At 56.7% G+C, this 14,227-nt stretch carries 16 protein-coding genes, 1 tRNA gene and 1 pseudogene; 3 read left to right on the forward strand and 15 right to left on the reverse strand.

All coding sequences use genetic code 11. From position 1 onward, the window contains the following. Positions 1–231 precede the first annotated feature (231 nt). Both ACZRN6_RS28265 and ACZRN6_RS28270 read left to right on the forward strand, forming a co-directional pair. Positions 232–308 (forward strand) — tRNA-Arg (locus tag ACZRN6_RS28265). 167 nt (positions 309–475) lie between these two features. After that, positions 476–664 (forward strand): annotated as a pseudogene (locus tag ACZRN6_RS28270) (Arm DNA-binding domain-containing protein); the annotation flags it as partial. Between the two features lie 399 nt (positions 665–1,063). Here ACZRN6_RS28270 and ACZRN6_RS28275 read toward each other — a convergent pair. From ACZRN6_RS28275 to ACZRN6_RS28330, 12 genes are all read right to left on the reverse strand, one after another. After that, positions 1,064–1,264: a hypothetical protein gene (locus ACZRN6_RS28275; RefSeq protein ID WP_322142725.1), complete on the reverse strand. Its 201-nt coding sequence runs from the start codon at positions 1,262–1,264 to the stop codon at positions 1,064–1,066. 39 nt (positions 1,265–1,303) lie between these two features. Beyond that, on the reverse strand, positions 1,304–1,831 hold the full coding sequence (locus ACZRN6_RS28280) for a hypothetical protein (RefSeq protein ID WP_464009357.1): 528 nt from the start codon (positions 1,829–1,831) through the stop codon (positions 1,304–1,306). Between the two features lie 121 nt (positions 1,832–1,952). Next, positions 1,953–2,258 (reverse strand): hypothetical protein, encoded by a 306-nt coding sequence (locus ACZRN6_RS28285; RefSeq protein WP_464009358.1) that lies wholly within the window; start codon positions 2,256–2,258, stop codon positions 1,953–1,955. 85 nt (positions 2,259–2,343) lie between these two features. After that, a complete protein-coding gene (locus ACZRN6_RS28290) occupies positions 2,344–2,943 on the reverse strand; it encodes a hypothetical protein (protein WP_464009359.1) in 600 nt (199 codons plus the stop codon). Further along, a complete protein-coding gene (locus tag ACZRN6_RS28295; protein WP_464009360.1) occupies positions 2,940–3,500 on the reverse strand; it encodes an RNA polymerase sigma factor in 561 nt (186 codons plus the stop codon). The genes ACZRN6_RS28290 and ACZRN6_RS28295 overlap by 4 nt, the downstream gene beginning before the upstream one ends. Before the next feature lie 26 nt (positions 3,501–3,526). Beyond that, the gene (locus ACZRN6_RS28300; protein WP_464009361.1) at positions 3,527–5,188 is read right to left on the reverse strand and encodes a vWA domain-containing protein; all 1,662 of its coding nucleotides are present in this window, start codon (positions 5,186–5,188) and stop codon (positions 3,527–3,529) included. A gap of 74 nt (positions 5,189–5,262) precedes the next feature. Continuing rightward, positions 5,263–5,844 (reverse strand): hypothetical protein, encoded by a 582-nt coding sequence (locus ACZRN6_RS28305; RefSeq protein ID WP_322142720.1) that lies wholly within the window; start codon positions 5,842–5,844, stop codon positions 5,263–5,265. 74 nt (positions 5,845–5,918) lie between these two features. After that, positions 5,919–6,137 (reverse strand): hypothetical protein, encoded by a 219-nt coding sequence (locus tag ACZRN6_RS28310; protein ID WP_318304607.1) that lies wholly within the window; start codon positions 6,135–6,137, stop codon positions 5,919–5,921. Between the two features lie 98 nt (positions 6,138–6,235). After that, positions 6,236–6,859 (reverse strand): hypothetical protein, encoded by a 624-nt coding sequence (locus ACZRN6_RS28315; RefSeq protein WP_464009362.1) that lies wholly within the window; start codon positions 6,857–6,859, stop codon positions 6,236–6,238. A gap of 65 nt (positions 6,860–6,924) precedes the next feature. Continuing rightward, a complete protein-coding gene (locus ACZRN6_RS28320; protein WP_464009363.1) occupies positions 6,925–7,503 on the reverse strand; it encodes a hypothetical protein in 579 nt (192 codons plus the stop codon). Positions 7,504–7,590: 87 nt separating this feature from the next. Continuing rightward, the gene (locus ACZRN6_RS28325; RefSeq protein WP_464009364.1) at positions 7,591–10,179 is read right to left on the reverse strand and encodes an autotransporter family protein; all 2,589 of its coding nucleotides are present in this window, start codon (positions 10,177–10,179) and stop codon (positions 7,591–7,593) included. A 348-nt stretch (positions 10,180–10,527) separates the two neighbouring features. Beyond that, positions 10,528–11,220 carry a hypothetical protein gene (locus ACZRN6_RS28330; RefSeq protein WP_322142716.1) on the reverse strand — a complete coding sequence of 231 codons (693 nt, stop codon included), beginning with the start codon at positions 11,218–11,220 and terminating at the stop codon, positions 10,528–10,530. Between the two features lie 389 nt (positions 11,221–11,609). On the opposite strand from ACZRN6_RS28330, the gene ACZRN6_RS28335 reads away from it, so the two are divergent. Next, positions 11,610–11,867, forward strand: a complete 258-nt coding sequence (locus ACZRN6_RS28335; protein WP_464009390.1) for a hypothetical protein — start codon at positions 11,610–11,612, stop codon at positions 11,865–11,867. Between the two features lie 73 nt (positions 11,868–11,940). Here ACZRN6_RS28335 and ACZRN6_RS28340 read toward each other — a convergent pair whose 3' ends face one another. The 3 genes from ACZRN6_RS28340 to ACZRN6_RS28350 all read right to left on the reverse strand — a co-directional run bounded on the left by ACZRN6_RS28340 (position 11,941) and on the right by ACZRN6_RS28350 (position 14,225). Further along, positions 11,941–12,813 (reverse strand): hypothetical protein, encoded by an 873-nt coding sequence (locus tag ACZRN6_RS28340; protein ID WP_322142715.1) that lies wholly within the window; start codon positions 12,811–12,813, stop codon positions 11,941–11,943. Positions 12,814–12,932: 119 nt separating this feature from the next. Further along, a complete protein-coding gene (locus ACZRN6_RS28345) occupies positions 12,933–13,340 on the reverse strand; it encodes a DUF6911 family protein (RefSeq protein ID WP_464009365.1) in 408 nt (135 codons plus the stop codon). 159 nt (positions 13,341–13,499) lie between these two features. After that, positions 13,500–14,225: a hypothetical protein gene (locus ACZRN6_RS28350; RefSeq protein ID WP_464009366.1), complete on the reverse strand. Its 726-nt coding sequence runs from the start codon at positions 14,223–14,225 to the stop codon at positions 13,500–13,502. Positions 14,226–14,227: the final 2 nt, after the last annotated feature.

Consider the following 14,227-nt stretch of genomic DNA (forward strand, 5'->3'; position numbering starts at 1 on the left):
CTCAAACGAATCCTAGGATCAATGGGGGTTCAGGGCAATAGTCTGTTCGAAAAAAAGAACGAAAACGGCGCATTTGCTCCATTTTTCTGATCAGCGTATTTCGGCCGAGTTCAACCGCATTAAGTCGAGACGCCCGGCACAGGGCGCCGGCGGTACGTATTCCTACTGGCAGGAGGCCGAAAAGCGGCATGGACGCCCAAGGTCGACATGGGTATGATGTCGCCCGCACAAGCATCCGTAGCTCAGCTGGATAGAGTACTGCCCTCCGAAGGCAGGGGTCGTGGGTTCGAATCCCGCCGGGTGCACCATATAGCAGTCTCGGGCTGTCTCAGACAGTCTACGAAACACCCCAAGAAGCCCGCCCTGTGCGGGCTTTCTTGTTTCTAGCTATCCGTCCCTGTCTACCCCTATAACTTCCCGCCGTGTATGCCCACGTGTATGCCTTGAGATTCCTATAACTGGAGGCATACAGGAAGTGAAGCGCACTGAAATCAAACGTCGCCCCTTAGCAGACACCACGCTTGCAGGCCTGGAGCCTGAGCACACAACGTATCGGGAGCAGGACGGGAATGGCCTGTACTTCCGGGTGAAACCTAACGGGCAGAAATCATGGGAGCTGCGCTACAAAAAGCCAGACGGAAAATGGTCTTGGCTGGGTCTCGGCTTGTAATATTCAGAATCTCAACTTACTCACCGCTTCTAACATCGCTTTGGATGTGGCGGACTTTTCCTACCACAGTTCATTTGGTAGGTTTTGGTTCGAAGTACACGCCAGACGGTACGCATGCAAGGAATCCATCAAGCCCTTGTTCGTGCTGGGCGATGATCCACGCAGATTGCTTACGCTCCCGCGCCCTGTCGCACCCATCCGGTCCACTGGCGACGTACAAGCCGTCAAGATGGTTGTACGTCTCGCACTCGGTGGCGTTACACGCCACGGCCACAAGATGCACTGGACGCGTTACCTCCCTATGGCGGTCTATCAGATACACAACGGCAAATGGCAATGTGCAGGCAAGTACAAGAGCGATGGATGACTTATTCATTGGTCGTTTCCGGGGTATCAATACGACGAACAGGTCGTATGGCCATAATCGGTCATGCCGTTGGTGTAGACCGGGTAGGGCGGCACAGTCGCCCATGGTGGTCCTTTCGGGCAGGCCAAGACGGTACCGCCGAAGACGCCCAGCGCCAAGCCCGCTTTGTCGGCCTGGACCATTGCCAACCGGAGTGCTTCTGTTGCCTTGCGCTGCGCAGCGTTCATAGGTCAAACCCCTAATACAAAAAGTCTTTCAGGGAAGTATTATTGACCAAACTTTATTGATGTAAGTGTTTTTTTACCAACAGATTGGTATTCTTTAATATTCTTCTCGGTCATATTAAATGTTGCAATTATTAGGCTATCATCTGATAGCACATATAACTGCATATTGAATATATCAGCATCAAGCCCCTTTGATGTGAATGTTATCAACCATGCTTTATAACCCTCAACCGTGACCGGTGATGCTTGAGGCGCCAAGTTTCTCATGGAGTTCAACATTCCATCCTTGATTTCATCAATCCCAACTAGCTCTGGTTTTTTAAACCTTGATATACCAAAAGACACTGTGCCGTTTTCATTAGCGTAAATAACCTGAGGTCTTTTTTTTGATGGGTATTTAATTTCAGCTAGCTTTTCAGGTAACAGCGTAAATTTACTTGGAATTTCGACACTTAAATCCAAGGATTGAATATCCTCACTTCTCATGTCCATATTTAATGCTGAAACATTTACCGAGACCATTAATACGAAGACAGATAGCGCTAGATTTTTCCGGAGTTTAATCATATTTTTAATCCTTAATCTTGCCATCATTTATCCGTTTAGGCTTCAATCGTAACGGCTGCAGGGTTGGGGCGCGCGTGCTTTTTCTACGGTATTCGGTAATGAAATTCCGACTTTGGTCAAATTACATCAAATTGATAGAAACAACTTCGACAAATCGAAATTTTTTCCTGGCCGCCTTAGTAGCGTCTTGCTCAGCTAGGAGAGTACTCAACGTATCTGCTTCATGGACCATCTCATACGTCTTGCCTTCAAACTCATTGCCCACCCGCAGCGTGACTCTCAGCCTGGGCGTGAAGGCTTTCGCGAATTTCTTTTTATCTGTCGCCTTAGTCGGCTGCGTGTCCAAGATATCTGGGAGAGGCTCATGCTCGGGAGATGTGCTGTACTGCGCAATTTGCTCGGCACCACCGAACAGTGCACGACGCATCTCTTCTTCAGCTAATTTTGGGGCACCAGATACAGATGAAAAAGCCCCAGGTCGAAAGACCTGGGGCTTTTTTGTGGGCGCCGATTCAGGGTTTCTGCAACGCCTCCAACCGCGCCGGCAGGTCTTCCTTGGGAAAGCGCTTATGCAACTCCAGCAGCTTCTCATCCGCCACCTTCGCCTCTCCCGCCTGCCGCAACCGCAGGATTTCCTGCAGCCCTTGCTCCAGCGGCGGCAGCACAACAGCCGCGCGTTTGCTCATCTTCGCCACCGGCTCATCCGCCAGCGAGCCCGCGACTTCTGCCTGCACCTGCGGCGCGCTATCGGCCTGCGGCGCCACGGAGAATCGAGCCATCGGCGCGGCTGCCGGGGCCGGGTGGGCCAGTTCCTGCGGAGCCGCCGCGTAAGTGCCTGTAGATAAGTCTGGCTGGGGCACCGGCGAGCGCGTGACCAAGCCAATCATCAGCGCCACACCCGCGACGGTGGCAAATGCCATCTGCCAGCGCGGCCGTTGGCAGGCCTGCAACCAGCGCTGCCACAGGCCGGGTTGCCGCACGGGCGCTTCGCGGTGGGCGGTGGCCAGGATGAAGGCGTCCAGGGAAGCCGGCGGCTCGCCGCTGGTGTGTTGACGGAAATGCTCGATCAGCACGTCGTCGTTCGAGTCCTGGGTAGGTCGGGGATCAGTCATGCGGGTACCTCCTCGGCCAGCAGTCGGCGCAGTTTCTGCTGGGCGTAACGCAAGCGGCTTTTTACCGTTTCCAGTGGGGCGCCGGTGAGCGCGGCGATTTGTGGTACTTCCAGCTCGCCGTGCAGGCGCAGCAGGAACACTTCGCGCTGGTCTTCGGGCAAGTCTTGCAACGCGCTGTCCAGGCGCGCCTGGTCGCGGCTCAGGCTAAGTAGTTGCTCAGGCCCGGCGCTGTCGTCGGGCTGGCCGTGAAGCTGCTCATCGTAGCTGTCGTGCAGCGGGTTGTGGACGCCGTGCTTGCGCCAGTGGTCGATCAGGCGGTTGCGGGCAATCTGGAACAACCAGGTGCGAAAACTCGCCCGGCCCTGTGGCTCACTGGTGCTGCGGATCAGGCTGACCCAGGTGTCCTGGAACACTTCCTCGGCCAGTTCGGCCTTGTTGCTCAAGGACACGAGAAACCGGTACAGGCCCTGTCGATGCCGCGCGTACAGGGCCTCGAACGCTGCACCGTCGCCGCTGCGGTAGCGGGACAGCAGGGCTTCGTCGCTGGGTGAATCCATCAGGTGGCGCACTCCTTTGAGGTGGGTCAGTGTTTGGCCGGGGCCTGGAGGCTCTGGGCCAATTCGACCAGTTGCACAAATTCGCCGCGCAAACCGAAGGGGTCGTCGCCCCGGGCGGAGCGGGCCAATGCGGCGGTGTCCTTGAAACTCATGCTGCCAGTGTAGCGGCCATCACCCTTGAGTTGCTGGGCGAAGGCGGCCACGGCGGCAGAGAAGCGCAAGTCGTCGCTGGGTTTGTCGCTCTGCTCGCGGCTGATCGGGTGTTCGATCAGTCGGCTATCGCCGCCTTCCGCTGGTTTGTAGCGTACCCGCAACATCGCCAACTCATCAGTTTTACCGTCAGCCTTGGCCGCCGATGCGTAGCGCAGTGGGTCCAGCCAACCCTGTTCACCCTTCGGGACAATTTCATACAACGCCGTCACCGTGTGCCCTGCACCGATCTCTCCGGCATCGACTTTGTCGTTGTTGAAATCCTCACGCTTCAAGGCGCGGTTTTCATAGCCCAGCAATCGGTATTCGCTGACCTGTGCCGGGTTGAATTCCACTTGCAGTTTCACGTCCCGGGCCACCACGGCGAGGGTCGAGCTGAGCTGATCTACCAACACTTTGCGGGCTTCACGCAGGTTGTCGATGTAGGCGTAGTTGCCATCACCAGCGTCGGCCAGTTGTTCCATCAGGTGTTCGTTGTAGTTATCCACACCAAAGCCGAGGGTGGTCAGTGACACACCGCTTTTGCGCTGGTCCACCGCCATCTGCTTGAGGCTGTCGAAGTCGCTCACGCCTACGTTGAAGTCACCGTCGGTGGCCAGCAGGATCCGGTTGATGCCTTTGTCGATAAACCCTTCGCGGGCCATTTGGTAGGCCATTTCGATACCCGAAGCGCCGGCGGTGGAGCCACCTGCCGTCAGCTGGTCGATGGCGTTGCGGATCGTGGTTTTGTCCCGGCCCGAGGTGGGCTTGAGTACCACCCGCGACTCGCCGGCATAGACCACCAGCGACACGCGGTCCTGGTCGCGCAATTGGTCCACAAGCAACTTCAGGGTGCTCTTGACCAGCGGCAGGCCTTCGCGGCGATTCATCGAGCCGGACACGTCTACCAGGAACACCAGGTTGGCCGGTGCCAGGTCCGCCACGGCGCGGTCCGAGGCCTTGATGCCGATGCGCAATAGTCGGGTGTGAGGGTTCCACGGCGACGGTGCAACTTCCGTAGTCACGCCAAAGGGCGAGCCGTCGGTAGGCAGGGCGTAGTCGTAGGGAAAATAATTGACCATTTCCTCCAGTCGCACAGCACCTTCGGGCGGCAGGCTGCCTTGATTGAGGAAACGTCGTACGTTGGCATAGCTGCCGGTGTCGACGTCAACGCTGAAGGTGGAAACCGGCGTTTCGGCCACGCTGCGGATCGGGTTGTCCGGGAGGTTCTGATATTGCTCCCGAGGCTCGGCCTGGTATTGCATGGCGACGGCGTCGTTCATGACCAACCGCGACGCCATCGGTGCAGGAGCAACCATCCGCTTGACCATGGCCCCCTGAACGCTGGCGGGCTCCCTTTGCAGCGGCGCGACAGGTGCCGATTCAGCAGGCTTGGCCACATCACGGGATGAAGAAAGCCCACACCCGGCAAGCGCCACCAGCAGGGTCACGGCAAAGCCTTGGGCGGCAGGACGCAACAGCAGAATTGGACGGGACATGGTCTGAACCTCGTGAGTGAATGATCCGTTCACAAGGTCAGACGCAAGGGATTGGTGATTCGGGTTAAAGCAACTTAGCGTGACGGAATATCGCGCAAATCATCGACGATAAAGCGGCTCAACACGCCCGTGTAAAACGGCTCGACGCTGGTGTTGCCGGTATTGCTGACGATCCCGCCGATCGTCTTGTATTGCTGCCATTGGCCAAACAAGCCCGCGGGAACCAGGCTGTCGCGGTCTTTGGCGAAGTGTAATACCTCGGCACCGGCCTTCTTGACCTTGACCAGGTAGTTGAAATCCACACTGGTCAGGACCGTGTTGTCATCAACGAGCACGGTGGCGATCCCGCCCTTCGAATCCTGGAAATGACGGGCGTAGACGACCTTCACATCCAACAGATAGTCGGCGCTTTCCTTGCTGGTGGCGTAGCGCTTGGCCGTGATCAGGCGGTTGACCAGGTCGACACCCAGTTGCTCGCGGACTTTGTCATCAGGCAGGAAGCGTGGGTTCTTGCCCACGACTTCAACGTCGAAGGTATCGAGCCAATAGGTGGCGGTCTTGGGGATGTGAACCGGTGCGGGGGAAATGTAGTAAGCCGGCTTAGAGGCGCAGCCAGCCAGAAAGCTGAATGCCAGGAGTAAAGCAACAACGCGCATGTCTGAACTCTTCCCTGAATGATGTCAATTTGACTTCATTTTACGGCGTTGCCGGCGCCTTTTCGAGTCCTGCTTCAATTTGAAGCAATAGCCCCAGCGGCCAGCAAGCCAATACCGGCGTACCACCCCCAAAGGAACGGCCTGGCCTGGCGATCCTTTCTGGCATAAACATACACATAACAAGGGATAAACAGGCACAGCAGCGCATGCACCAGCGAGTTTTTTACGGCCACACAAAAAATGGCCAGCTGCATCAAAATTGCCAGTCCCAGTCCAACCATGACCAATGTCATTACCACGGTATTTCTCCTGCGCGGGTGCGTGTGTTACTTCGAGTGGGGCACGACGGCACTGGCCAACTTATCGCCAAGGCGACGAAGCTAACCCTCCATCAGGCGTACAACGCCCAAAAGTCCATGCCATCCACAACCCAATACCTTTGCTCTTTCGGGATCAGCTCCGCGAATGAGCCAGACGGCTGCCCGTCCCAGTCCGAGGGCACATAGGACTCATGAAACCTGTCCCAATCAACATGCCGGAACACCTTGCTATCCAGGTCCACATAAAAGCGGGGCAGCCTCATTCGCATTTTTTCGCATTCATCCAGACGAGGCTTCGTGTGGCCAGATAGAACGGCCTCGATATGGTTATGAAATTCGCCAAGGTAGGCAGCGGAGTAACCGTAGGTGAAGAAACTGACCATCCACTCCAGCGAATAAACGTTGACGCTGTCGCTATCCAGATAGCGCTGAAAGGTATTCACCTCCAGGACCGGAACGCCTCCTCTGAACTCGGAAACGGCCTGGTCATAGAGGCTACTGTCCATGACGCCACTCTCGACATAGCTCCTGTATTCAGCCCTGACATCGATACAGAAATTTCCCTTGTCGTCTGCCAGGTAGTAGTACCTGCCATCAGCGACAAACACCGCCAAATCCTTGCGCCCCTCGAAAATATCTTCAAGCAGGCCATCAACGTCATCTGCAGAAATCATCAGCGCCTCTTCAGTTGCCATGGAGCCCGGCGGTACCCGTCGATACCTGAGCGACTATCGGATTTGCATTGGCGCCAGGCTCTGGCTCACGCCGCAGGAGCCACAGTCGCCACGGGGACACGCTCGTTAGGCGCAGTCACGTCATACACATGCTGCTCACACCCCTTCCCGATAATCACGAACTCCACCAGGTAAACCTTTTGCTTCTCAGGCTTGAAGCTCGAACTCATGGGGCCGCATTCATATACATAGGTTTTGACGAGGCCGACGTAGTTGGCGTTGTAGACCCGTGACTCGCCGATCACTTCAAAGGGCTGCCCCGGGTCAGCCTGCACTTCCAACTGAGGGAAGCGTTTGGCGACGGCGCTGTTGCCCACTTCGTTCATCTTGGCGATCCAGCCGAATACCTTGCCACGGCCGGAATCCACCACCGTCCCGAGGATTTCCGGACGCTGGTCCACATCGGAACTACGGCGTACGGAGAACTGCACCGGATAGGTAAAGCCGGTCGCCTTCATGATGACTTTGGCGTGCTCGGCATCCACCTCGACCTTGTTTTGCTGCAACTGGACGCCGTCCTTGAGCAGGGTTGGCGAGGAGTTCCTGGCAGTGGAGTGGCAGCCGGCCAAGGCCAGGGCGAGGATTAGCAGTGAGGTCTTTTTCATGGTTACTTCCTTGAACACAGTTAAAAATCTGGCTCGGGCTACGTGGGAGAACCGCAGCCCGACGCCGTTTCCTATCGGCTGTAAAACTTAAAACGCGTACCGCGCCTTGAGCATCACCCCATCGGCATCAAACCCACTGCGGGCCTGGCGGGTGTAGCTGGCACCCACGGTAAAGTCCGACACCTGATAGTTCACGCCGACACTGGCTTCATAGCTGTCACGCGCCACCGAAGCGCCGGTGACGGTGAACGCAGAACCGCCGAGCACATAGCTGGAGGTTTGTGCGACGCGATCACCCATCAGGTCGTGATACGCCATCAAGGTTGCTTCCGGCTGCAGGCTGCCGGCGCCCATTGGCAAGTTGCCCGCCAAGCGCACACCAGCGCCCAGCTCGCCCACTTCATAGCGTTGCGACTGGGTGCTCAGTGCGGCCGAAGAACCCTTCTCGTCGAAACCGTCCATGCGCACGTTGGCGTAACGCGCTGCCACGCGCGGCTCGATCACCACGGCCTGCGACGGCTTGAAGCTGTAGCCGCCGATCACACTGGCAGACAGCACATTGCTGTCGTAACTGCCCTTGGCTGTGGTGCCGGCGATATGACGTTTGCTGTCGTTGTCGTTATGGCCATAGCTGAGGCTGCCGTCGACAAACCAGTTTTGCAGCGACCAGTTGCCGTACAGCGACAGCGCATGGCCCTCCACATCGGTCTTGTTGCCGAGGTCGGAATGGATGTTGGAGTTAAGGTAGCTGTACGCCACGCCCAACGTGGTGGTGTCGTTCAAACGCCCGTCCACACCCACGGCCATGCCGCTGCTGTTGGCCGAGTAGCCGTTGTTGCCGCCACGCCCGTCCTGGTCCATGTTGCTGCTCAGGCCCTGCACCCACACGCCGCCGGTTTGATGGCTTTCGCGCTGGTCGGTGAGGCGGTTGAAGATCGCGCCGTTGATCACGGTTTGACCCGACAGCGCCACGTCCAGCGCGCCGCGGTTGACGTCCGGCTTGAGCTGTTCGCTGACTTGCGCCAGTTGCTGCGCAGTACCGGCGTTGGCCAGGGCCTGGAACACTTGATCGTTCTGGTTGAGGCCGCCGAGCACATCATTTTTGAAGGTATTGACCGCCGTGGCTGCTGCGGCACTGGCGCCCACGCCGGCCAGCTCTTGCTGCACTTGCTGGTTGTCCTTGACCGCCACCACCGCCTTGACGGTTTGCGCGTCGGCCGAGTAACTGAGCACGTCGAGCAACGACGACGAACTGGCGACCGACAGGCCGTTGTTCTGCACGCTGGTGGCTTGCAACAAGGTGTATTGGGTGCCGTTGTTAGTGCGCGCGAAGTCGCCTGGCTGCGCGCTCACCGTCAGCTTCGAGGCCTGGGCGAACGTGGCGTTGCCATTCACGTTCAGGTACGGCGTGGTCGGCACGACGCTGTCGGACAGGTGCATATCGATGCCCGCGCCGTTGGCAACGTTAAGGTCGCCGGTGATCGTGGTGCCCGGGGCGGAAAGGTTCAGCGAGCCGGAGTTGATCGAGACCGGCGCGATGATGCGGCTGCCGGTGAAATCGGCTTGGCCTGCGACATTCACCGCGCTCAAGTTGAGCAGGTCGCCGGTGATTTTGCCGCCGGTCCAGTTCAGCGTGGCGAGGTTGGCGGCGTCGATGGCGGTGCCGGAGTTGCTGCGGATCTCGCCGGCTTGCTGGTTGATCTCAAACGCCGAAGCCTGATCGGCAGCGTCCACGTGAATGGCTGTGCCATCGGCGCTGATCGTGCCGCGGTTAACGATGCCGCGCGCGCCGGTCGCGCTGTTCTGGGCAAAGGTTGCCCCGGCAAACTCGAAGGCATTGGCGTTGGTGCCCGTGGCCTCAAGGGTGCCGGTGTTGAGGATGTAGTCGACCTTACCGTTTAGAAACATCACCGTCTTGGCGTCATTGCCGTTGGCGGAAAGCAGGCCGCTGTTTTCAATGCGCAGAGGGTTGGTGTCGGTTTCCACCTCGATGCCCCAGGCGCCCTCGCCCGTCGCTTTGAGCGTGCCGGCGTTGAGGATTTTGCCACCGACGGTGGTGCCCAGATTGTTCTGACGGTCGAGGATCAGGCCGATGGAGTAATCACCGTTCAAGTCGATTACGCCGGTGTTGGAGACGTCGCCGGCGACGGTGGTGCCATGCAGGTAAATGCCTTCGCCGCCATCCACGTAGGAAGGTGAAGCCGGCGGCGTCAGGGGCAGCGTGGAACGGATGGTGCCGGAGTTGATGACACTTCCACCGATGGTCGTCGCGCCGATCTCAAGCCCCTCGTAACCCCCATTCTTCATAAGAATGTTGCCCGCCTGGACCACGTCCCCGGTGACAGTTCCCGGGCTCAGGTTTTGCGGGCCCGACCAGAACAGCGGGTCCAGGGCAATCGCACGGATGGCGGCGCCCTGGGAATCCAGAGTGATGTCGGCACGGTTGATCAACGAACCCTGGATAGTGGTGTTGGCCACACCCAGTCCGGCAGGGTTGGTGGTGGTCGGCACCACTACTTCGGAGAACGTCCCGTTGATAATCAATGACTCATTGAAGGTCTCGCCGACCCAAATGTTCTTGCCCTGCCCCAGGTCGAATTCCACCGCCAGCGCTTGCGCACTGATTGCGCCGACCATGAGTGCCAACAGGCTTTTCTGGAACTGCTTACGCTTCATTTCAAACTCCATGAACTACATTAAAAGCCGCCAATAGGCCCGGCGGCAGTAGGTGTACTGAGAAGGATCAATTGATCCGAATGCATTGCCCCGCGGCGCCTTCCTGAAACGCAGGCGCGCGCCTGTGCACCGCAGCGGGCGGTGACAGAAAAGAGGTTTGGGGGGCAAGGTTCACATTAATCCTTAATGTCATTTGAAAACGCTGCAGTCCATGCAGCCCGACCGGTTGCGGGTGGGCGAGGTAAAGACACTGGGATATACAAAATGTTCAAGGTGCTCGGCGGGTTCTATCAATAACCACCGCGTTGAGATCAGCCACCGCAAGCCACGCGGCAACCTCTCGCTGGTCTACTTGAGCTCCTTCACCAGATAACTCCCGGAGATCTGCGTGATACCCGTCAACGCGCGGCGCAATGCCTCAGGATCAGTGCGATAAGTGAGCGGTGTGTAGCCGTAGACATTCTGGCCATTGAACGGCGTGACCGTCTCCACCGTGCGCCAGAGCATCTCGTCACCACGGTCCATGCGCGCCACCACGGTTAGCGTTGGGTAGACCACGCTGCTGAAACCCTGGGTCAGGCGAAAACCCCACTCGCCCACCGTCAGTTGAATCTGCGCATCGGCCGGCTCGTCGTCACCCACCACCTTGAGCGATGACGTCTTACCCAAGGCATCGATAAAGGCCTGCTTGAGCAACACGCCCAAGTCGATATTTTCGGCGTCCATCACCGTGAGGATCGCCGCCGGCGTCGACATCTCGGCCAGTTGCCCCGCCTTCATGCCGGCGGCAAACCCCGCGCCGCTCAAGGCCGCCGTGCCCAGCTTGGACGCGCCGCTGGCCATGCCGACGCCCGCGCCGAGCCCGGCACCCAGGGCTGCACCCCAGGCTTGTTCACGCCCCATGTAGACCATGTTCTTTTCCCATTTTACGGGCAGCACTTTGACCGTCTTGACCTGCGCACGATGCTCGGGCGTGAGGGGCTGGCTGACGCAGCCGCCGAGGATGAGGGTGGAGAGGAGAATCAGGAGAAGGTTTTTCACATCAGTCCTTTAATGTTGGTGGTGGGTGGATGCGTTTAATCATCGCCAGGGTGTCGGCGATGGGGGTGAAGACATGAGGCATTGGGAGTGGGCCAGTACTTTGCTGCCTTGCGTGGGTTTGGGTGCGGGCTTATAGTCCGGGCCGTCGCCCACATGGCGATTCAGGTTTGGCGACCTGACGGTAGAGAATGCGTAAGCTGGTGGCTTTTTGCAGCCACTTGCTCGCCTGCAAAGTCGTTCTATGACGGCTGTGCGCGGGAGACCTTAGGGTCTGCCGGTTTTCTCTACTGCCGGTTCGCCAACCTGCGTACAGCTGTCACCCATTCGTTTGGCGACGTTTGAGTGATTGCCTCAATCACTTAAGTAGAGAGTCAAAGATGAACCAATATATGCCCCTAACGGGCCACGACTGCACCGTCCCCGCCCTGCTTATCGATACCCATGCGCCCCTCGATGTCCTCCACGACGCCGCTGTGTACAGGATTCGCGCCGTCACCCAACTGCTGGAAAACCTGGCCTTCCGCGACCCGCTCAGCAGCGATGCCGTGGTGCTTCAAGACTTCGCCCAATTGCTGGCCATTCCGCTGCGCGATGGGTGTGATTTGCTGGATGTCATCAGTCGCCGGCTCACTGCCGATCCCTCCTGAGTAAAAGCCGGGCGGCGGTAGCGCCGCCCCCTTGATGGCCAGGGCGGAGATAAAAACGGGGCTTTGACTGCTTTCATGTTCCACCAAAAAAACGCCTGTAAGCGGATTCAACCCTTACGACCAGTTCGTCAGGTGAGAACACCAAGTGTCTCGATGCCGCCGTTCCCACGTAAAGCAGCGGGTTCGTCACGGTAGGTGATGGCAGGCCAAGCTGTTGGCGCGCCCGGTAAATCGCGCCAACCTCCACCAACAACAAATCAAACGGCGGGCTTTTGAATTCGGGTTTCCAGGCGCCGCCATTGTCCTGCGCATTGGCCAGGTGATACCGACCAAGCTCCTCCAGCACCACTGCCAACTGTTGCTCGTCATTCCAGTTGTCTATCACCGACTGATAAATGCCCAGGTTCATCGACTCGATTTGTGCAACGGCGCCTTGCTGCGAATAAACGGAGTAAAGCCACAACATGAAAGGCTCAAAGTGGCGTGCTTTCATAAAACGCGCATCAACGGCGCCCGGCACAGACAGCATCCCGGCCAACACATCGGCCGTCGATGACGCCAGGTCACGCCGGTCTGCCGCCATGAAGGCCGCGAGCAGACACGCGGCATGGCTCAGATGATTGCTCAGGTCAGGCACCGTCTTGATGCCTTGAAGAAAACGCGTGTTGGAGAAGGACCTGGCTTTTAACATCAGTGCCCAGTAGCGATACATCATCGAACGGGCGACGTTCTCCCAGCCGGTTTCATCGCCGTCGAAAATGGCAACTTCCCCCTGAATGCCATAATGAACCGCAAGCATTCCCAGTGAGTCCGAAACGTTGTCAAACCCCAGCAAAGAATCACTGGCCAAGTCCTCGTCCAGAAACTCAAGCTCTTGAGCAACCACGACAGGCGAACGGGACAGCCAGTGTCGGTGCTTTCCAAGAATGCTGCTTACTTTCTTCACTCTCGTTTTCCTCATGGAAACAGGGAAAATAGGAGTCAGACCACTATTCTACTAACTCTGGTGTTTTTAAAGAGCATCTCTGCCAGCCTTAAACGTGGTCTGACCCCAGTTTTCTGTGATTACAAAATTACTAACTTTGACTCACTAACGTTACCGACGCGCAAAAACTCTTTGAAGCACGAGCAGATAAAATTTATATCTTTCGTCATTGACCTCGCAGGATATCGGTCGCCTAAAATCTCTATCATTTCTGCTCCTGCACGCTGATTACTGATAGTTTTTACATCATGCTCACCATCTTCGAGATATTGGGACAACATGAGGAAAAAGTTTCCAGAATCCGTGTACAGATTTAATTTATATGGACCGTACTCAGGTTCGGGATCGATTACTAAGCTAATAACGCCATCACGAGAAGCATATTGTCGGACAATGGCTTCGACCGCTTCAGCTGTCGGCTGATGGAGGATAGGTATCTGTAGTCTTCCTTGCTCAGGGTCCAAGACATATCCTCCTATCAACATCATTTTTTCTCCTTGATAGATTTCATGCCCGGCTCCCAATAGTATCTTTTCGGCAATCCTGTTATATCATCGACCGAGAAATAGGGGTCAGACCACCATTAATACTTTAATTAGAAAACCGTGGCCTGAACCCTATTTCCCGCGCCCGACTCTCGCTCTAATTCACGCGTTAAACAAAACTTTTCTCAGCAAGGCCTGCCTCTCTGCCTGAGCCCCTACCGCTGTAGTGAAGCACTGGTTATAGGCAGCAATTTTCAAAACGCCGCCCAAATCTTCTACTGCAAAGCAGTCGATATCCATTAACTTTTTTTCGTCGACACCCACTACCTGAAGCAAGGATTTGCTTACCCACATGAAAGCGCCAACCGCCTCAATGTAGCCGTTTCTTAAAACCCAACGCCCAGGATTTTTTGATATATCTACGATCTCTTGGGTTAGCGGAAAAGGCAGCCCATTACTTTTCTTGGGCAGATGAGCGTGTTCAACGCGCTCAACTTCAAAGAGCGTAAGACTCTCGGCATTTTGCCATCGATCATACTCGGCATCGTAAATTCGAGCCTGAACAAAGCCGGGGTCATCAATTAAAGCTTCAATCAAGAGCTGTGCAACTTCAATCGAATTCGCCAAGCGTTTTATATCAAGCCGATAAAACGCTTTATCTGCCACATACGAAAACTCGACAGAACCGTTCGCCAGCTCAATAAAAAAACTCTGGCACTTGTTTTTCTTCAAGTAATTCGAAACATCCGCCAACCCCATTTTCTTGCCGGTAAAGCCATCAATGACGGCATCCTCATTAAAGTTTTTGAGCTGTTGTATCAGCCGCCCCCATACAACTGAAGCGCCATCATGTAGCCTCTCGCTAAAAACAACTTCAATTTCAGCCATAT

It is taken from the genome of Pseudomonas sp. A125, from assembly GCF_055409485.1.